This window comes from Flavobacterium sp., assembly GCF_027531705.1.
Taxonomy (GTDB): Bacteria; Bacteroidota; Bacteroidia; order Flavobacteriales; family Flavobacteriaceae; genus Flavobacterium.
Window position 1 is genome coordinate 176,009 of sequence record NZ_JAPZSP010000008.1, and the last position, 20,358, is coordinate 196,366.

General features: G+C 32.6%; 15 protein-coding genes and 8 tRNA genes. 12 read left to right on the top strand and 11 right to left on the bottom strand.

What is annotated here, in order from left to right:
• Nucleotides 1-136: 136 nt before the first annotated feature.
• Entirely contained in the window at nucleotides 137-568 is a 432-nt protein-coding gene (locus O9267_RS03945; protein ID WP_298176226.1) for a MarR family transcriptional regulator, read from the bottom strand.
• Between the two features lie 373 nt (nucleotides 569-941).
• The gene (locus O9267_RS03950) at nucleotides 942-6,833 is read right to left on the bottom strand and encodes an InlB B-repeat-containing protein (protein ID WP_298176229.1); all 5,892 of its coding nucleotides are present in this window, start codon (nucleotides 6,831-6,833) and stop codon (nucleotides 942-944) included.
• Nucleotides 6,834-7,806: 973 nt separating this feature from the next.
• Between O9267_RS03950 and O9267_RS03955 the strand changes: the two genes are divergently transcribed.
• The 10 genes from O9267_RS03955 (at nucleotide 7,807) to O9267_RS04000 (ending at nucleotide 10,765) form a co-directional block, all read left to right on the top strand.
• A tRNA-Asn gene (locus O9267_RS03955) sits at nucleotides 7,807-7,881 on the top strand.
• A 3-nt stretch (nucleotides 7,882-7,884) separates the two neighbouring features.
• Nucleotides 7,885-7,957: transfer RNA gene (locus O9267_RS03960), tRNA-Arg, on the top strand.
• Nucleotides 7,958-7,962: 5 nt separating this feature from the next.
• Nucleotides 7,963-8,036, top strand: a tRNA-Arg gene (locus O9267_RS03965).
• Between the two features lie 24 nt (nucleotides 8,037-8,060).
• Nucleotides 8,061-8,133: transfer RNA gene (locus O9267_RS03970), tRNA-Asp, on the top strand.
• Between the two features lie 87 nt (nucleotides 8,134-8,220).
• Nucleotides 8,221-8,292, top strand: a tRNA-Pro gene (locus O9267_RS03975).
• Nucleotides 8,293-8,389: 97 nt separating this feature from the next.
• A tRNA-Gln gene (locus O9267_RS03980) sits at nucleotides 8,390-8,462 on the top strand.
• A 6-nt stretch (nucleotides 8,463-8,468) separates the two neighbouring features.
• A tRNA-Leu gene (locus O9267_RS03985) sits at nucleotides 8,469-8,541 on the top strand.
• Nucleotides 8,542-8,549: 8 nt separating this feature from the next.
• Nucleotides 8,550-8,622, top strand: a tRNA-Phe gene (locus O9267_RS03990).
• A 35-nt stretch (nucleotides 8,623-8,657) separates the two neighbouring features.
• On the top strand, nucleotides 8,658-8,993 hold the full coding sequence (locus O9267_RS03995; protein ID WP_298176232.1) for an HIRAN domain-containing protein: 336 nt from the start codon (nucleotides 8,658-8,660) through the stop codon (nucleotides 8,991-8,993).
• A 674-nt stretch (nucleotides 8,994-9,667) separates the two neighbouring features.
• On the top strand, nucleotides 9,668-10,765 hold the full coding sequence (locus O9267_RS04000) for a slipin family protein (protein ID WP_298176235.1): 1,098 nt from the start codon (nucleotides 9,668-9,670) through the stop codon (nucleotides 10,763-10,765).
• An 83-nt stretch (nucleotides 10,766-10,848) separates the two neighbouring features.
• Here O9267_RS04000 and O9267_RS04005 read toward each other — a convergent pair whose 3' ends face one another.
• The 9 genes from O9267_RS04005 to O9267_RS04045 all read right to left on the bottom strand — a co-directional run bounded on the left by O9267_RS04005 (nucleotide 10,849) and on the right by O9267_RS04045 (nucleotide 18,283).
• Nucleotides 10,849-11,361, bottom strand: a complete 513-nt coding sequence (locus O9267_RS04005; protein WP_298176237.1) for a hypothetical protein — start codon at nucleotides 11,359-11,361, stop codon at nucleotides 10,849-10,851.
• A gap of 118 nt (nucleotides 11,362-11,479) precedes the next feature.
• Complete coding sequence (locus O9267_RS04010) at nucleotides 11,480-11,812, bottom strand: nuclear transport factor 2 family protein (RefSeq protein ID WP_298176239.1); 333 nt, start codon at nucleotides 11,810-11,812, stop codon at nucleotides 11,480-11,482.
• Nucleotides 11,813-11,818: 6 nt separating this feature from the next.
• The gene (locus O9267_RS04015; protein WP_298176242.1) at nucleotides 11,819-12,673 is read right to left on the bottom strand and encodes a transposase; all 855 of its coding nucleotides are present in this window, start codon (nucleotides 12,671-12,673) and stop codon (nucleotides 11,819-11,821) included.
• Nucleotides 12,674-12,692: 19 nt separating this feature from the next.
• Nucleotides 12,693-15,752, bottom strand: coding sequence for an N-6 DNA methylase (locus O9267_RS04020; protein WP_298176244.1), 3,060 nt, complete (start codon nucleotides 15,750-15,752; stop codon nucleotides 12,693-12,695).
• 135 nt (nucleotides 15,753-15,887) lie between these two features.
• Nucleotides 15,888-16,325 carry a VOC family protein gene (locus tag O9267_RS04025; protein ID WP_298176247.1) on the bottom strand — a complete coding sequence of 146 codons (438 nt, stop codon included), beginning with the start codon at nucleotides 16,323-16,325 and terminating at the stop codon, nucleotides 15,888-15,890.
• An 11-nt stretch (nucleotides 16,326-16,336) separates the two neighbouring features.
• Nucleotides 16,337-16,777, bottom strand: a complete 441-nt coding sequence (locus O9267_RS04030; RefSeq protein ID WP_298176250.1) for an SRPBCC family protein — start codon at nucleotides 16,775-16,777, stop codon at nucleotides 16,337-16,339.
• A gap of 5 nt (nucleotides 16,778-16,782) precedes the next feature.
• Nucleotides 16,783-17,241 carry a DUF1569 domain-containing protein gene (locus O9267_RS04035; protein WP_366521978.1) on the bottom strand — a complete coding sequence of 153 codons (459 nt, stop codon included), beginning with the start codon at nucleotides 17,239-17,241 and terminating at the stop codon, nucleotides 16,783-16,785.
• 75 nt (nucleotides 17,242-17,316) lie between these two features.
• On the bottom strand, nucleotides 17,317-17,697 hold the full coding sequence (locus O9267_RS04040; RefSeq protein WP_298176253.1) for a VOC family protein: 381 nt from the start codon (nucleotides 17,695-17,697) through the stop codon (nucleotides 17,317-17,319).
• Between the two features lie 193 nt (nucleotides 17,698-17,890).
• Nucleotides 17,891-18,283 carry a hypothetical protein gene (locus O9267_RS04045; protein ID WP_298176255.1) on the bottom strand — a complete coding sequence of 131 codons (393 nt, stop codon included), beginning with the start codon at nucleotides 18,281-18,283 and terminating at the stop codon, nucleotides 17,891-17,893.
• A 231-nt stretch (nucleotides 18,284-18,514) separates the two neighbouring features.
• Here O9267_RS04045 and O9267_RS04050 point away from each other — a divergent pair, with 231 nt between their 5' ends.
• Both O9267_RS04050 and O9267_RS04055 read left to right on the top strand, forming a co-directional pair.
• Complete coding sequence (locus O9267_RS04050; RefSeq protein WP_298176258.1) at nucleotides 18,515-19,246, top strand: phosphodiester glycosidase family protein; 732 nt, start codon at nucleotides 18,515-18,517, stop codon at nucleotides 19,244-19,246.
• Nucleotides 19,247-19,253: 7 nt separating this feature from the next.
• On the top strand, nucleotides 19,254-20,358 hold a 1,105-nt coding region (locus tag O9267_RS04055), incomplete at its 3' end, for a phosphoenolpyruvate carboxylase (RefSeq protein WP_298176262.1).

Here is a 20,358-nt window from a genome sequence, read left to right on the forward strand (position 1 = left end):
GAAGAAAGACCGCTGCGCTGCAAGAGGCAAGACTAACTTTCTTCATGTTATTATTATTTTATTATTTTTTTGAAGCAAGAGCCAATACTCTTTTATGCAAATGGTTTTCTTTCTTCTTGTTTCTTTTCTCTATTTTCTAAAAAATCTTCTTCTCAGTTATCAAATCATTTATTACATCGGCTACTTCCATAAAAACTGCAATTTTTTCATCCGATATATTTTTATGAATGGATTCATTAAATTTTAATACCGTTTCTTTTGATTGTGCTCTCATTTCTTTACCAAAATCGGTTAAATAAATTAAAACTCCTCTGCCGTCTTCTGGATTTTTTTTTCGAATAATCAATCCTTTTTCTTCTAACGTTTTTAAGGTTCTTGTTAATGAAGTGGGTTCCATTCCCATTCTGTTACTAATATAGGTAGATGGTGTTCCGTCTTCTTTATCTATGCTTAACAATGCAAATCCTATAGCCATAGAACCGTCAAACTTTGAAGCTTCTTCATTATACATTCTTGAAACTGCCTGCCAAGTTGCTCGTAGTACATAATCTATAGTTTTGTCTTTCATATTTTTACTATATCGTTTTAGTTTCGGATTCAAATATATAAAAAATTTATTATGCACGCATAGTATTTGTGTTAAATTTTATGCACGCATAATATTTTTTTAGGTTGGAGGTACGAAATACGATGTATGAAGAGAAGATAGAGAAAGTTAGAAGTTTGGTTTTTCAGTGGTTCTCGATACATCCGCCGCGGCGGACACTAGAAGTGATGGTAGTATGAGATAGAGTTTTTGTTTATCAAATATAACTACGTAAAAATAATAAAAAAACCAGTTGCAAAAATTACAACTGCTTTTCAATACTTTTAAAATTGATTTAAAAAAAAACCATTTCATCGAGACGAAATGGTTGATTATGTTAATTAAATTACGATATCTAAAAAATTATTTTTTTGGTTATTTTTTGTCCATCAGCAAAAGTAATTTTTACTACTAAAACTTCATTTGAGTTAGTCAAATTAATTTTTGAATAAGTAGCATCTACAGCTTCTTTTTCTATTAATAATCGTCCTCTGATGTCAAATACTTGTATTGAAGCCATTTCTTTTATTCCTGAATTAATGACTACAGAATCATTTTCTTTGTAAACTTTTATTGTATTTTGATTTATTTCGGATGACGGAGTGCCTAAAGTATTTTGATAAACTACTTCAAAACGATTGGCAAAAACTCCTAAGTCAGAAGTAAAAGTATAAGATTGATTTTTCAAATCGGTAATGCTATTTGTCAAATTATCTTTTAAATAAATAGCTTGTGAATCTGATGAAAACAATCCAGATGTTGCATCTATAGCTATTGTATATTCTCCCGCTGCAGGCACTTTGTATGACAGATAAACGATATCTGACGGTTGAAATTCAGGACGACCTTGAATTGTGAATTCGTTTCCACCTATTAGACTTGTTAGATAATATTCGGAGTTGATATTTTTTCCATCAATACCTCTATCAAATTCTAATGTAGCATCTGAAGTATATCCAACAGCCATTTGACTAAAAATAGTTGAAGGTGAAGTTAAGTTTAACCAATATAAACTAGATGTACTTGATTGATTTTCTGTATTTCTAAAAAATTGATTTGCATTCAAATCTCTTCTCATTTGATTGGTAAAGTTTAGTGTCGAATTACTTATTGAATTTACTAAGAAACCTTGACCTATATTAACAACCCAATCGGATTGGACTCCATTTACAAAGAATCCCGTACCGGTATCACCACCTAAAGCATTATTTTTTACATAAGCTAACTTGGTAATAGTTGCATAAGAAGTTTGTAGGTTATCATTCGTTTTTCTCCAAAAATATAAAGTGCCATCAATCGTAGGATTTGCGTCTATAAAATTATGAATGTTTAATCTAGACGGATATGGATTTCCTACTGCATTATAACCTGTTGTCATATTATAACTTTTTGGACCATTATTTGGATTACCATTAAAAACACCATTCCAAGCAGTTGGTATTGTTGCTGAATGGGTATTTCTAACCCTAATTAAGTAAGATTGTGCTTCATCAAAAGTTGTTACTAATGGATCTACTGATGAATATACATTTGAAAGTGTATTATAAGTGTAAAATCTATTAGACAAGGTTGCAGGAGAAAATTCTTTTAATGTTTGTGCTCCTGTTACAGGAGAACTCCATAAAGTATAATCTAATCTTTTTACAAGAGAACTTTCTCTGTTAACAACTATTGTTCCAGAGTTTGAAGTATTTGTAGTTTGCAATAAGTTAGCATTATTTGCTAGTATGAAACTACTTCCGGTAGCAACAGTTAAGGCACCATATAAGTTTACATCAATAGACGCATCAACATTCACTACTGCATTATTAGTTACATTTATTGTACAAGCCGCAAAATCTGAACCAATTGTATAGTTTGCTTCAAAAGTTACTACTGAGGTTGCAGTAGGAGGCAAGTTAGTCCATTCAATACCAGTCCAAGTTGTAGCAGTATTAACATAAATTACTTTTACAGCATTTGATGCTTGGTAGCAAGTAGCTGCATTTTCTCTTACTTGACAATAATATTGATAACCATCAACACCAGCTGTTGAACTAATTGTCAAGGTTTCGGTAGTTGCTCCTGTATATATTCCTGTATCAGTTAACGCTACCCACGTTGCACTTAGAGGAGCAACCGCATACCATTGATATTCTAATTCTTGTGTATCACTAGCACCATTATATCCTTCGGTAGCTACAACAGATAGTTGTGTACTACAACTTACACCAAAAGAAGGTTGAACTGTTATAGTTGGCGGTGTTGCGATAGAAAAAACATAATTATTTATTTCTGTATAATCTTCGTCTGCACATGTAGCCCAGTCTGAAATTACCCAATCAGAATTAGAATATACTGTGTTAGGAACAACTGCAGTATTAATTCTGCTAAATCCTACACCAGCAGAACCAAGGTTTAATGAATTTGCCCATGAAGCATTTCCAGAAACACCCCAACTATCTATATGAGATGTTGAATTATATAATCGTATGTGATCATGCCCATTAGCGGGAAAATTAATTCCTCCTAAAGTAGTGTTTATTTGATTTGCAGAAGTTCCATTACTTGCATCATTCAAACCTGAACATGAATTATAGGGTGGTGTTGCATCTGCACCAATTGCTAATACAAAAGTTTGACCATTCAAAATTGTTCCACCTGTTAATGGCAAGGTACTGTTAACAGTTGCACTACCATTATTAAATAGTTGTATCGAATAATCGCTTATGTTTTTTGTAGTACCAGTTGCATTGTATATTTCAACATAGGTAAGCGAACCTAAATTAGAATCAGTAACCTGGCTAATAAACAAATCGGTTGGAGTAGAAGGATTAGTACTTCCTTCTGCTTGACAAGAAGTTATTTCATTAGTAATTACTGTAAAAAATGTGCTAACTGAACATCCTTGAGAATTTAAGGTTACTAAACTTCCTGTTGATGCACCAGATGGAACTATTACAGATAATTGTGTAGCAGATAATTGAGTTGGTATTGCACTAACTCCATTAAAAGTGACTGTTGCTCCTGTCAAATTACCAGAAGATGCAGTTATGATAACTTCAGTTCCTACTGGTCCAGACGCTGGTGTTAAAGTATTGGTGTAAGTTCCGCAATTTCCAGTTCCTTGTACTTCGAAAGTATAGGGATTTTCATTGCTATCATCATTTGCCAATGTAATAATACCATTGCGAACTCCAGAAGTGTTAGGCGTAAATGCTACAGTAAAGGTTGTTGTTGTTCCAATAGCAATGTTTAAAGGAAAAACTAACCCTGAACCAATTACAAACTCTGATGAATTGGAAGTTATACCACTAATGGTTAAAACAGCTGTTCCTTCATTTCTTATTGTATATGTTTTAGGACTAGCAGCTGTATTTCCTATGTTTTGAGCAGCAAAAATAGTATCAAAGCCTGCACTAGCACTACTTCCTGATGGAATAGAGGCCAGTGTTGAACGCTCAACATCTATCTCGGGTGCAGGAGCAGTAACGCTTCCACTTAGAGCAACGTCAACTGTTGTTGCATTTGTACTAATACAATTTATATTTTCTAAATTATAATTTCCAATAATAAGTCCGGCTTTTAAACGAACATGAATAGTTGTTGGTGCAACATTTCCAGAAGTTGGTGTAAAACTTAGTGTATTCAAAAATGTTCCAGTTGCAGCAGTATTTATTTCATAATTTGTTGGAGCAGTCAAAACTAAATTAGCAGTCAAATTTGTTCCAGAAACCGTAAAAGTTTGATTGGTTGATGGACCAAATCCTTCAACATAAGTAAAACCAGTTAATGCTGTTACAGAACTAGTAATTGCTGGTGTTACTCCAGTTCCTTGTATAGAAAATGTATATGGGTTTTCTGAGTCAGTTGTATCATCATTTGCAATAGAAATTGTTGCCGATTTTAAACCAACACTAGCTGGATTAAAGGCAACTACAAATGTTAAAGATCCTAAACCAGCAATGGTCGTGGCAGATGGTTGTGTAGTTACTGAAAATTCAGAAGCATCAACACCAATTATTTCAACTATTGGTGTTCCAGTTAAATTTAGGTTAACACTTCCAATATTTTGAATAGTAAATGTTTTGCTCACTAAACCAGTTGATACATCAGTTGAACCAAAATCGGTATCATCAGCAACCGAGGGTGAACTATCACCATTTAAAATATCAATTGTATTTCCTATAATATTAATTTCTGGAAGTGTATTTACAGAACAAGTTAGAATAATATTATCAACAAAAGCTCTTCTTGCCGTTGTTGCAATAATCAAAGTTGAATTTGCTGGCACATTAATAAACGTAAACTGTTTGTTTTCAAAAGTTGGACTAGTAATAATAGCAGTATATGATTGTGTTTGTACCACTCCATTTAATGTCACTCTAATATCACCCTCAACAGTTGACCAACCTTTTACATCTAAACTAACAGTAACATTACCACTTACTCCTGATAGAGCAGCAGATGTAATTGAACCTGGTGCTGAACTAGATCCAATTCTAACCGCACCACCCGCTTGAAAGTCATTTGTTCCTATTGGAAAATTAGCATTGTTACTCCACGCTGTTCCAGAACCTGTTGTGGTAGTATTATTTCCAGTAAGTATCGAGGCAAAATTTTCTGAAAAACATGGTCCAACAAAAACACTCCATTGTGCATATAATGTCACATCAGCTGTTCCCATTGTGTAGGAAGCTCCATCTAAGTATGTTACTGAACCAATAGCAGATGTTGACCATCCATCAAAAGCATAACCAGTTCTTGTGTAACCATTTAAAGTTAAATTTGCAGAAGCTCCACTAGCAATGGTTTGATTACTCATTGAACCACCTGTAAAACCGTTACCATCAAAAGTTATTGAATAGGTAATAGCTGTCCATTGTGCAAATAGAGTAACATTAGCAGTTCCCATAGTATAAGAACCACCATCTAAATATGCAACTGCTCCACCTGCTGTTGTTGCCCAACCTGCAAAAGTGAATCCAGTTCTGGTATAAGTATTTGTATTTAAGTTTGCAGTAGCATCAGTTGCCAATGATTGTGAACTCATTGTTCCAGAACCACCATTAGCATCAAATGTAATAGTATTAGTATTAGGTGTCCATATTGCAAACAAAGTTGCATTAGCTGTAAATGGATATGAAGCTCCATTTGTGTACACAACCGCTCCACCAGCTGTTGTTGTCCAACCTGCAAAAGTATATCCAGTTCTCGTAAAGGCATTGTTAGTAAGAGGCGTTGCAATATTTGCCGTTTGATTTGCCATTGTTCCAGTACCACCATTTGCGTCAAATGTTACTGTAAAAGTACCAGCAGCTATCCATTGTGCATAAAGAGTAACGTTAGCAGTTCCCATGTTGTAAGAAGCACCGTTGGCATAGGCTACAGCTCCACCAGCTGTTGTTGACCAACCAGCAAAAGTGAATCCTGCTCTGGTAAAGGTGTTTGTATTTAAGTTGGCAGTTGCATTGGTTGCTATAGTTTGTGCTCCCATTGTTCCTGTTCCACCATTAGCATCAAAAGTTATAGTATTATTAGTAGGTGTCCATACAGCATACAAAGTTGCATTAGCTGTAAATGGATAAGAAGCTCCATTTGTATAGACAACCGCTCCAGCAGCAGTAGTTGCCCAACCTGCAAAAGTATATCCAGTTCTTGTAAAGGCGTTACTTGTAAGTGCAGTAGCTGAACTTGCCGTTTGATTTGCCATAGTACCAGTACCACCGTTTGCATCAAAAGTTACGGTATTGCCAGCTAATTTGTAAAGCTTAATGTTGGATTGACTTCCAGTGTAACATGCAAATCTAGGAGATGCTGAATTATACTGTAATAATCTCGTATTAAGTGCTACATTTCTTATTGAAAACACCCCAGTAGTTACAGTAAAGTTCCATCTCTGATTATTTGTAGTAGCTGTTGTTGATAATTGCACATTGTTTGAAGAACCAGTATATGATACATAACCTGTTATTGCTTCATTATAAATTGTTTTATTAGCACCATTTGTTTCAATCTTCCATACATTTGAAACGGAAGGATTTACTAATGTTCCAGTAGTCAAAGTTAATGTAGCAGGGGAAAAAAAGGTTGAGCTAACATAGGTATTAGACATCCCTTGGTTAGTAGTTCCATTAGCAATTAAAACATAATAACCATCAGTTAGTTCTGTAGTAGTTGTAATTTGAGTAAATGTTCCAGTACCTGTATACTGCCCCCAACTAAAGATAGTTGTTAAAAGAAATAACAATAATAGTTTTGTTTTCATAATAAGAAATTAAATAACTTAATTTATAAGTTGCAAAGTTAAAACCTGTATTGTTCTTTTCTGTTTATCAAATTGTTATGAAAAAATTAATTATTGCAACCATTTACTAACTTTTGGTTGCCTTGTGTTTTAATTCTTGTTTTATTTTGTTTTTTGGATTTAAAAAAAGTTGTAGTGTTCAAAATTAATCTTACATTTGCCGTCGAAATAAAAAACAAAAACACAGATGAAATCACTATTTAATCAAAATCATGATCGTTTAACAGGAATATATCCTGTTGGAATGTCTGGTCGTTGTATGTGTTTTTATGAAAAAACGAATTGATTTTAATTAAAATTCAAGTATAAATACAAAAAACGTCCTATGAAAATGGGACGTTTTTTTTGTTTTAGAGTGAAAAATTGAATGTAAAAATGAGTTACTGAAATAAATTTGATAAAAAAGTAAAAAAAATGTTTAATGAATTATAAAAATAACGAAATATAATCTTGAAAAGTAACCAAATGAGAGACAGTCATTTGACAATAATCAAGTTATCTGCAACTTAGCGGACAGGATTTTTATTGCTTAAAATTATCGTAAGAAATTGATAATCAATAAAATAAATTAAAAATAAATTTGGAAGTTAATTTTTTTTGACATTATCTTTGCACCAGAAAATTAGAATTTAGAAATCAGAAATTAGAAATCAGAAAAAAGAGAATAGAATATAGATTTTTACAGTATACAATATACAATTTTACATTATACAATAAAAAAATGAGAACACGATATAATTCGCAAGAACAAAATATAAAAACAATAACAATGATAGATTGTTTACAAAATAATAGACTAACTGTGAAACCGAGTTTTGACTTTGGGTTTCAGGATGTTTGGGTGCATAAATATAAGCAGATGGAATAGCAATATTCTAACGTTATGATATAAAGCACCTTTGATGAGGTGCTTTTTTTATGCCTATTAATTACTGATTTTGTAGCTCAACGGTAGAGCGGTGGTTTGTTAAACCAAGGGTTGTAGGTTCAAATCCTGCCAAAATCGCCAATTAATTCTGTAGCTCAATGGAGAGAGCACCAGTTTTCTAAACTGATGGTTGAAGGTTCGAATCCTTCCAGAATTACAAAAGATTTTGTAGCTCAATTGGAGAGAGCAACTGCCTACGAAGCAGTAGATTGAAGGTTCGAGTCCTTCCAAAATCACATAAGTTTTTTAGAAAGGAACTTGGCTTATTGGGGTTACTGGCTAACCTTCCCGACTGTCTCTCGGGAGAAACGGGTTCGATTCCCGTATAAGCCGCAAATGGTGTTTTTAGTTTATTAGGTAAAATGTCAAATTGTGAATTTGAAGAACAGGGTTCGATTCCCGAAAACACCCAAAATAAAACTGGGAAGATAACGGTGGTAGTTTACTCGCCTTGGACGCGAGAGGTTGCAAGTTCGAATCTTGCTTCTCAGATAAATATTGGAAGTGCGCCGAAGTTAGAGAGTCGGGCTTGTCTGTAAAACAAGTGTATGGGTACTGAGTAAGTGCAAGTCTTACTACTTCCACAAACTGATTCATAATGTAATTGGTTAGCATAAGAGACTTTGACTCTCTTTGTTCAGGTTCGAGTCCTGATGAATCAACAAAATGCGGGAATGGCGGAACGGATGACGCGGCGGACTTAGAATCCGTTTATTGAGAGTTCAAATCTCTCTTCCTGTACAAAAAAAGGAGCAGTGGTGTATGTGGTATGCACGCTAGTCTGAAGAACTAGAGGTATTCGTTCAACTCGAATCTGTTCCACAAGTAAGAGTGGTAAAATAAAAAAATTAGAAATTATGAAAATAGAACATTTAGCAAATTTTACAATCGCAGGTTTTACCTATTACGAAGGAGCTTTGGCATTCAATAAGCTCAAGATTGGTAAGCAAGTCGAATTAAAATTGGAGGAAGATAACAAGTTTGATGCACGTGCAGTAGCGATTTACCATCAAGAGTGCAAACTGGGATTTGTGCCCAAGAGCGACAATAGAATTATTTATAAACTTTTAAAAATGGGAATGCAAGACCATCTTAGAGCTCTTATTCAGCAAGTCGATTCGAGAGAACATCCCGAAAGTCAGGTAAGGATTGTAGTTCATCTGGTTAACCCTAATTTGCAGAAAGAAGTTTAATACTATAAAAATATCAAGCGAGTCTTGTTGGGTGTTTCTGTATAGCACTATTGTAGTACTCGTTTCGCAATTGCGAATGATGTGGTACTATTCAACTTGACTTGAAGGTTTTGATTATTTTCCAAAAAATAGTCGTCACCCTATAGGTCGTGGGTTCGATTCCCACTTTCGAGTAATCGGAATAGTTCAGATGGATAGAACAATAGATTTGGATACGCAGGTTCGAATCCTGCACGCAATTTTGATGCGTTTGACAGTGGTTGTCAACCAACAGACTCAAAATCTGTTCGACAGAGTAGCATAGCTCTTTAAATGAATGTACCAAAAAAAAGGAAAATGGTTTTGTCTTTGTCGGCAATCGAGAAAAAGTGTTCAAATATTGCACTCCTGATAAGACCTGAAAACAAATTTGATTTTTAGAATTTTGTTTTGCTTTTCCGTTTGATTACGACTAACGATTGCGTACAATTTTTAGCCTTAAAAAAGAACAGAAAACCATTGTAGCTGCACATTAATCACTTTGCTTTCCGTCATTGTCAGAGGATGAAGACAAACCGTTTTTTTATTTTTAAAAAATAGAAAATAGAGAATAGAAAATAGACTTTGTGGAAAAGTATTTTTAACAGAATATGATAACGATTACAAAGTTTTGATAGATTAAAAAAATTGAAATTATGATGAAAAGAATTAAAATTAATGCCTACCAAGTAGGTTTGGTATTTGAGAATAGAAAATTGGTTACCGTTTTGCAAGAAGGTACTTTTTGGATTTTTGGTAACAAAGATGTAATGGTTTACGAAATGAACCAATCTTTTGTAGCACCAGTAGAATTGACCATTTTATTGCAAAATGAAGTATTGGCTTCTATGTTGGAAGTAGTTGAGGTTGCTGATAACGAAATCGTATTGTTCTTTGTGAACGGTATGTTCAAAGAGGTTTTGACCACTGGTAGATACGCTTTTTGGAAAGGTTATGCAGACAATAAATTTATCAAAGCTGATTTGTCTAAAGTAAATATTACAGAGCAAATTCCAGTAAACTTATTGGAAAATGTAAAAGTAAGAGCATACACAAGAAGATTTCAGGTATTGAATTTTGAAAAAGCCTTGTTGTTTGTTAACGGTGCTTTTGTAAAAGAGTTGGCAGCTGGTACTTACTACTTTTGGAACAATGCCATTACGGTAGAAGTTAAAAACGTAGATGTAAGACAGCAACAAATGGAAATTTCTGGTCAAGAATTGTTAACCAAAGACAAAGCGGCTTTGAGAATCAACTTTTTTGTGAGATACCAAGTAGTTGATGTGTTGAAAGCTTTGGTAAACAACAAAGATTTTGAAAAACAATTGTACGTTTTGATGCAATTGGCATTGAGAGCTTTTGTAGGTAATTTTACGTTAGACGAATTGTTGGGCAAAAAAGATACTATTGCAGCAACAATCTTAGACGAAGCGACTAACAAAATTGCCGAATTAGGTTTGACTGTGTCAGATGCAGGTATTAGAGATATTATCTTGCCAGGTGATATGAAAGAAATCATGAATCAGGTGTTAGTAGCTGAAAAAAAAGCACAAGCTAACAGCATTATGAGACGTGAGGAAACTGCCGCCATGAGAAGTATGTTGAATACTGCCAAATTGATGGAAGAAAACGAAATGTTGTGGAAATTGAAAGAGATGGAATACGTTGAAAAAATTGCAGATAGAATTGGTGAAATCACTATTTCTGGTTCTGGTAACATCATCGGTCAATTGAAAGAGATTTTTGTTAAGTAGTGTTTGTTATGGAGATCTGAGGAACTCCGCCATAGAAAGAGGAATTCACTTTGGTGGATTCCTTTTTCGATTTTATTTTTTAACTAATTATAAGTTAAAGACAAATATAATGCTATGAATGCCCAAAAAGAGTTGAATATAATTATATTTAGAAATCCATTTTCTGTTAGATTTTTATCAAACATGAGCAATGCTAAACTAATGATTAACGATATTACTAATCCGACAGTTATATATAAAATGGCTCCATTCAAGCCAGACATTAATTTTTTACTATAGTCATTAGTTTTAGTTTTTACAGAAGTGATATTTTTTGTGATGTAACTTTGTTTAAGAGTCACGTAGTTTTCTTCAATATATATTTTTTGGGTAGAAAATTTATATCCTTTTTGAGTAAAATAGATGTAACCTAAAAAAGTTTTAGTTTCATTTGCACTGTATTTATTGCGATGAGTTTTATAAATTGAACTATAAGATTCTATTTTATCCTCAATTGTTTTTTGGGGTAATACATATGAATCAGCAAATAGCAAACCTATTAATAACAATACAATTGCAAGAATTTGAGTAGTTATTTTTCTGTATTTCTCAATCATTAACCTATAGATGAAGTAACTAAAAAAAGTGTTATTAACTATACTAGTTAGCTAGATAGAAAGCCAAATATAAATAAAAAAGGACACCATTGTAGATGTAGTTTTATTTTTACTCATACTACTTTAAATCTGCATCAACGGTTTCTATTTTTTGATTCTTAAATGTGAAATCAAATATTCCTTCAATTTTCCCTTCTGGGAATTCACCCGTAAATTCGACTTCCATATGTGCCGTGTTATCGAGAATAGTTAATTTTAAAAGCCTTGTTTGCGTTTTATACCCAATAAAATATTTAGTATAATAGTCTAGAATGCCTTCATGACCAACAAATTTTTTTCCTACTGACGGATCATAGAGTAGTGCATCGTTATTGTATTTTTCCAAATATTTTTCTGTGTCGTAGCTATTACTGATTTCTAGCCACTCTAATAAAAATGCTTTTATGTCCATTTAATTTTATTTTTTTTTATTAAAACAATCTTCTTCCCATTTTTTGGGATTATTTATGATATAGAATTTTATTCTATCATATTCGCCTTCATTTCTAATTATATGATCGTGGAATCTTTCTTGCCAATTGGAAATTCCTTTTACATTATTTAATTCATTTATTCTTCGTGATGAAAATGATTTTAATGCACGTATGAATTCAAAAACACCATGGATTTTAATTTTATTTTCGGCAATATTGGGATTATCATTGGAATCATTTTTATTATCGGCATCATTTTCAATATTGGCATTATTTTCAATATTGGCATCATTTTCAATATTGGCATTATTGCCATTTTTTCCATTATTGCCATTTTTGTCAGCACAGACGGGTTTGAAACCCGTCTCTTTCGATTCTTGAAATTCCGATTTTGATTCTTGAATTTCCGATTTCGATTCTGGCGATTCCGATTTTATTATTATTTCCGATTGCGATTTAATTGATTCTGGCGATTCTATTTTTTTTACGATTTTGAACATCGATTCTGATTTGGATGAAATCCTATATTCGGACGGAATTGATTTTTCTGAATCTTTATTGAAAATCGTATTATCTATTCCTACTATGCAATGAATATGATTGGGCATTATCTGAAATGCATCTATGATAATATTCGGATAATGATTGGGTAAATCTTTCCAACAATCGGCTACGATTTTACCATTTTCATTCAAAATCATTTCGCCATTTTTTACCATTCCAAACAGATGTTTTCTATTCTTGGTGCAAATGGTAATGAAATACAATCCTTCATTACTATAATTCCACCATTGAGCACGCGTGGTTTCTATGCGGTATTTGCCTTTGAATTTTGCCATCTATCAAATTTCAATATAATCAATTCTCCACAATTGCAATTTCTTCCTCATTCAATCCATACAATTCATACACCATGGCATCAATGGCTTTGTCGGTGGTGGCTATTTGGGTTTGTAGTGCGTTGGCTTTTTGTTTATTTTCTTCAAATAAATCTATCCAATCAAATTCGTCTTTTTTGGTTAAAGGTGTGCCTTTTTGGGCTTTGATGGCTTTGTTGATTTCTTTGATGAATTCCTCAAACGTTACATCATACCATTTCTCTAATTTACCCGATAATTTCTCCAACTTAAATTGTCCCGAAAAATACTTGCTGAATTTCAAACTAACTTCTTGTAACTCTTTATTCAACGATAACATTAAATCGGCTTTTTCAATGAAAGGTTGTTGGTCTATTTTTTTAATATTTGGAATAGGTAAATCTTTAATGTCTTTTGGATTAAGTTTAGGAAATGTTTTTTTTGAAAAATTAGAACATTTTATTGAAGCATACCAACTCAAAAGATTTGAATTCACAATTGATAATAAATACAAAACATCAAATTTTTTAATGTCATTTAAGATAAATGGGGTTATACTATGACCATAATAATATTTTTTATCAGTATATGACGCTTGAATTTTTTTATTTTGACCAGGAATTTCTCTAAACAAAATCCTTGGATTTTCAAAAAATTTTGGTTCTCTTGGTGCAGCTAACCAATCTCCATATTTTAGCCATTCATTTCCTTCTTCTAAAAAATATCTACTTAAATTTTTACCATCAAGCCATTTTCCACAAGATTCATCTATTTTTTCATTAAAGTGAAATGCTCTTTGTTTTATTGTTTCTTGTGAATGTCCTCTATAACTATCATATGCTGTAAGTCCTTGAACACATTCACCAATTTTTTCTAAACATATTGACTTCTTTAGAATAGTTTGAATAATGGCGTCATAGTTTTCGGATATTTCATATTCCAATATTAAATTTTTGGATTTTTTCCATCTCTGTGAAGAAAATTCTATCACAAGATCATTTTCAAATACAATATTAAATTTATAATTTTCAAGATAAATATTTTTTAAAGTTAAAATAGTGGAATTAACTTTTACATCTTGAAATACATCTTCACCACACAATTTAACTTCAATAATTTTAGAATTATTAATTAAATGTTTTCTAATATTTTCAGATTTTTCTAATCGCAAAAATAGTTCAGGTGTAATGAATGATAAATATCCATTCTGTTTTAGGATTTGTGTTCCTAATTCATAAAAATATAAATAGCTTTCAAATTTGTATTGATAACTAAAATATTTATTTGATATAAAATCTTTTTGTTGAATATCGAAAAAAGCTCCATAAGGCGGATTCCCAATCACCACATCAAAACCACCATTAGCAAACACTTGCGGAAATTCGTTGTGCCAATTAAAGGCTTTGTCGCCTGCAATCGTGGCATCGTCAATTAACGAGTTGCCACATTTTATATTGTTGTTTAAGCTGTTTAGTTTTCGGTTGCGTTGTGCCGTGCGTAACCATAATGAGAGTTTGGCAATTTCTACACTTTCTTCGTTGAGGTCCACACCAAAAAGGTTGTTTTCTAAAATGCTGCCTTCTACATCGCTCAATACCAAAGCATCACCAAATAGTTTGGCTTGCAATTCGTCAACATATTTATGCTCAGCAATTAAAAACTCCAACGCTTGGTTCAAAAAAGCGCCACTGCCACACGCTGGGTCAACAATGGTCAATTGCAACAACCATTTTCTGTAACTGTCTAGGGTTTCTATCAGTTTCTTTTTGGTGGCAACCGTTATACGTTTGTCGGTTGTGTATTTGGTTTCGTCAAGGGCTAACTCGGTTTTCTTTTCTTCACACAGTTTGCCAATGGTGTTGTCAACGATGTATTTGGTAATGTATTTTGGTGTGTAAAAAACGCCGTCTTTTTTACGCTTAGTTTTTGTTTTGTCAACTTCTTGACCTTCTATAGCGTTGGTAATTTCGTCAATTTCGTTCAACGAATTTTCAAAAATATGTCCGAGAATATTAACGTCCACTTCGCTTTCAAAATCGTATTCGCTCAATTTTTTGGTATGTTTAAAAAGCAAATCGTCATTGATAGTAATCGTGTCTAAAATATCATCCGGTTGAAACAAACCGCCGTTGTAGGCATAAATATCATATTGAGCCGTTACAATTTCGTTGGTATGTTTTCCAAACGCAGGCAAACTCACGCGTGCACCCGTATTCAAATCTTGAAAATACATTTTGTAGCGGTCGTACAACGAAACCGGAACGCGCGCTTCACGAAGTTTTTGCCATTCGAGATTGATGCTAAAAATCAAATTGGTAGGCAACAATTGTCTGTCTTCTGCAAAGAAAATGAATAGAAATCTATCCAATAACTTTTGGGTTTTCTTAAACAAAAGCAATCGATCGTACTGCGGATTGAGCTGTTCAATATCGTTGAACAATTCTTTTCTGAAAGCCGAATAATCTTTGTATAATTCTTTGGTGATTTTATCTTCGTTGGAGACACTTTCGTTTTTGATTTTCTTGGGCAAATCGGTTTGCATACTTTCCAAAGAAAGGCAAATGTACAGCAAATCAAATTCGGCACGAGAAAGCGTAAACAGATTAAATTCGATATGTTCGGTAGCATTATCAATATAAAAGCGCAGTTTTTCAAAATTGGAAATAATCACATAACTGCAATTCTTCTGATTGTTTTTATAACCAAACGCTTGGTTTTCTATTTTAGCTAAATCGGTTGTTTCAGTTCCTTTAAGTTCAATTACGGCGAGTACATTTTCGTTCAAAATAATGGCGCCGTCGGCTTTCTTGCTATTGGTTTCGTTTTTTTGTTCGGTTATAAGATTATAATCGGTGTTGGGATGTTGTGTGTAACCAAGCACTTGCACAAACAAATCGTTTAAGAAAATCGCTTGGTATTGTTCTTCTTTGCTGTTGCGAATGTTGTCTTGCTTGGTGGTATTGTGGAAAATGGTTGTAAATAATTGCCACTTTTCTTCCACCAATTTTTGGTCTAATGAATTGCTATATTTTTTTACAACGGTGTTCTGAAATAATGACATAATGTGAAATGAGAATGTTTTTCAAACTTATCAAATAAATCTGACTTTGGCAATTTTATTTAAAAGGGATTTAAAAGCGAAACACCTGACAATTTTCAAAAAGCTGTCAGGTGTAAAAGTATTTATTAAATAAAACTACGCTTGTGGTGCGTCGTAGTTCACCATCCAGTGAATACCAAATTTATCGGTAAACATTCCGAAGTATGCACCCCAAAATGTTTGGTTCATAGGCATGGTAACTTGTCCACCAGCCGAAAGTCCGTTAAATAATTTGTCGGCTTCGTCCTTGCTAGCTGTGTTTATAGAAACCGCGTAATTGTTACCTTGTTTGAAACTTGCTGACCATTCACCAGCTGTATCACTTCCCATAAGACAAGTTTCGGCGCTGATAGGTAAGGTAACATGCATTATTTTGTTACCATCTTCTTCGCTCATTGGCGGATAATCGTCGCTTGGAGGCATATCGTTAAAACGCCCTATGTATGGAAATTCTCCACCAAAAACCGATTGGTAAAACAAAAATGCTTCTTCGCAATTGCCATCAAACGTTAAGTATACATTTACAGTTGCCATAATTTTATTTTTTATTGATTAATTTCGGGTTCAACTAATTTGATAAGTTTCTCTAACGATTCTTGCCAACCCAAATAACACATTTCGGCAGGAATCATATCGGGAATTCCTTCTTGTGTTATAGAAATTTCAGTTCCGCACATCACACTTTTTAATGAAACAGTTGTTGTAATTTCGCCAGGTAAGTTTGGATCGTCAAAAACATCGGTGTATTTTAAGAACTCGTTGGTTTTTATGGCTACATATTTTCCGCCAAAAGAGTGACTATCTTGTGTTGTAAAGTTATAAAACGACATTTTGAAACTACCACCTTCTATAAAATCAAACTGCTGAATTTCGCATAAAAAACCATACGGTGGAATCCAAGATGCCATAGCTGTTGGGTTAGAAAAAGCTCTAAAAACCTTGTCTGTAGGCGCTTTTATAACTCTGTGTAATTGTATTGTACTCATTTTTCTTATACATTAAATTGTGATAAGTGATGATCTAAATGTTTATAAAACATATTGTTCCACTCTTGACTTGACATTTTTCCAAACGAAAAATTATCTTTTCCATCAAAGTGATTTGCTCCCAATTGTTGTGTTTTGTTAATGTTGTCAATTAGGTTGTTTTTTTCTCTTTCAAAATCTTTAGTGCCAGCAATAATAAACTCGGGTGCAGTTCTACCATTTTTTTGATAAGGTTTTTCACTTACCACCATTTTTTTAACAAACGTTTTGAGCATAAATTTTTTAAACGGACTAGGTTTAATAAAGCTGCCTGAATGGTAGGTAAAAAGGTAACTCACATTGCAATGCGCCAACATTTGATCAACACTCATCTTGCCCCAAAGAGGTTCAGAGTTTGGTTGTAGATTATTTATGCGACTTATAAGAGCGTCAGAAACTTGTTTATCGAATATATTTTGTATCATTTTTCTAATTAATTAGATTGACGTTAGGCACTTAACTTGTAAACAGAATCAACTATTTAGGAAGCAAAAAAGTTATTAGTTCATAGAATGAAAGCCAATTGTATTGCCTTCGGTATCAGTTGCAATGGCGCAGAATCCGTGTTCACCAATAGGCATTTTTTCTTGTAAAACCATTCCGCCTGCGTTAGTTACTCTAGCAATTTCAATGGCGCAATCATCACTTGCAAAATAGACCAATGTTCCGCCACTACCGGGTTGCATACTACTAGTTTTGCATAATGCTCCACTAATATTGTTGCCACCTTCAACCCAAGGAAAACTCACCATTTCTAAATCTCCAAATTCACCAGGAGTTTGCATTGGAATCATAGAGGTGGCTAAAACAGTTTCATAAAACTTTTGGGCACGCGCCATATCTGACACATAAATTTCTACCCAAGCAAATGGATTTTTCATATTGTCTATTTTTAGTTATTGTTTATGATGATGTTATTTCAAAAATAGTATTTTTTTTTAATTTAAAATAAAAAACCATAAAAAAACTTGTGTTTTTTATGGTTAAAAAAAGATAGTGAGACAATAAGTGTTGTCTTATATAAGAAAACCACAAGCATGAACTTGTGGTTTTTATATAAAAAATTGATGAGAATTATTTCATTTTTCCATTTACGAATCCGATAATACTACCAACTATGGCACCGCAAACTACTGTTAGTGCAACATCCATAATTAGTACTTTGTAGTCAGGTGTTAGATTATTTCCATAATAAAAGAAATTATGAAAAAGACTCATGAACAAAGCAATCACTGCACCAGCCGAGGCACCCGTTACAGCAGTTGCAATATGTGCCCATTTGGAAAAGATATACGAAATAAAGAATCCAAATGTCATACAACCTAAAAAGATAAACAACATATTCATCTTACTTTCGTCGGTTGCTGGGAAAAAGTCAGCAAAGAGAATACCCCAAAAAAGCCAACCCAAAAGAAAATCGACAATACCACCTACAATACCGCCAACAATAAAGTTTTTTGCATTCATAATTTTAAATAGTTTTATTGGTTAATAAAATAAAATTACTAAAAATTAAGAATTGTTTACTTCCTAAGTTCTTAAATTGTTAACTATTTTAAAATGTAAATTGTTTATAACCAATTGTATATAGATTACAGTGCAACCTTTATATTTTTAAGAAAAGTATTTCACAACTAAATAGTTATTGTTACATTTGGGATACCAAATAGTAAAAATTAATTTCTAAAAATAAGTTTCTTGGCAAGTAAAATCAAACTACTTTTTTTTCTTTTAATTACAGTAGGAGCTGCTACTTTGTTTTTTCAATTTGATATAAAAGATCAAGTTGATGAACAGTTTGTTGCTTATGTAGCCAATCCAAAAGAGCAAAATGTTTGCCTGTACTATAAAAATGAAAAAGGAATAAATTTTGGAAGTCTAAAAAACATTAAAACTTTTTTGAATAAAAAAAATAAGAGTTTACTTTTTGCTATGAATGGTGGCATGTACAAAAAAGACAAGTCACCACAAGGTTTGTTTATTGAAAAAAGCATCCAAAAAACACCTATTGATACGACTTCAGCAAGTGGAAATTTTTATTTGAAACCAAATGGTATTTTCTATATTACTAATGATAAGAAAGCTTTTGTTTGTAGAACAGAAGATTTTTTAAGCAATAAAAATATACAATACGCTACTCAATCGGGTCCAATGTTGTTGATTGATGGAGAAATTCACAAAGCGTTTAGTAAGAATTCAACCAATTTGAATATAAGAAATGGAGTAGGAGTTTTGCCAAACAACGATATTTTGTTTGTTATGTCTAAAAAAGAAATCAACTTTTACGAATTTGCAGATTATTTCAAAAATAAAGGATGCAAAAATGCACTGTATTTAGACGGATTTGTATCAAGAGTTTATTGTCCAAAAGAAAAATGGGAACAAACCGATGGAAATTTTGGAGTTATAATTGGAGTTGCTAAAAAATAAAACAAGTATGTACACACTACCAAAAATTGAACGTTTTAATCAAAATGTATTATCTAAATACCACATTTACAATAGTGTATTTATTACTTTGCCTTTTGATGCTATTGATAATACAGGAGTTTTATTGCCACTTTTTAGTGAAGTTTGTGATAATGGATTCAAGAATAATCTTTCGCCAGTTGAAATTGTCAATTCGTTTGCGCAAAAATATTTGGATAATGTTTCTGAAGAAGAAAAAATTGGTTTGATGTTTCGTTTTATTCAATATGTTGAACGTCAAATTGTTCTTTTTGATGCTATTGAAGATGCAGCTTTTCCGGTGGTGAATAACATGGAAGGAAAAGGTTCGCTGCGTGATGTAAAAGAACGTGCTGATACTAAAGAATTAAAACAAGAATTGATTTCATTTTTAGAAGATTTCAATGTTCGAACGGTTTTAACAGCGCATCCTACACAGTTTTATCCTGGTTCAGTCTTGGGAATAATTACCGATTTGACTGACGCCATTCGTGAAAATGATTTGAATAAAATTAAAGAACTATTAGCTCAATTAGGAAAAACACCTTTTATCAAGAAAGAAAAACCAACACCTTTTGATGAAGCAGTAAGCCTAATTTGGTATTTAGAAAATGTATTTTATCAAACATCTGGCGAAATGTTACAGTACATTCAGAAGAATATTTTTAAGGATAAACCTATTTCAAATTCGATTATAAATTTAGGATTTTGGCCAGGTGGTGATAGAGATGGAAATCCATTTGTGACAACTGAAATCACTTTAAAAGTTGCAGATAGATTGCGAACTTCAATTCTAAAATCATATTATTTGGATGTTAGAAAACTAAAAAGAAAACTAACATTTTCTGGAATTGACACCATAATTGCAGACATTGAAAATAAATTATATCGTTCTGTATTTTATTCAACAGGAACAATTTATATTGCTTTATCTGAACTAAAAGATAAACTAAATGAAATCAAGTTACTTTGTATAGAAAAACACCAATCGTTGTATTTAGATGACATAAATGATTTGATAAATAAAGTCAATTTATTTGGATTTCATTTTGCATCTTTAGATATACGTCAGAATAGTAAAATTCATAATAAAG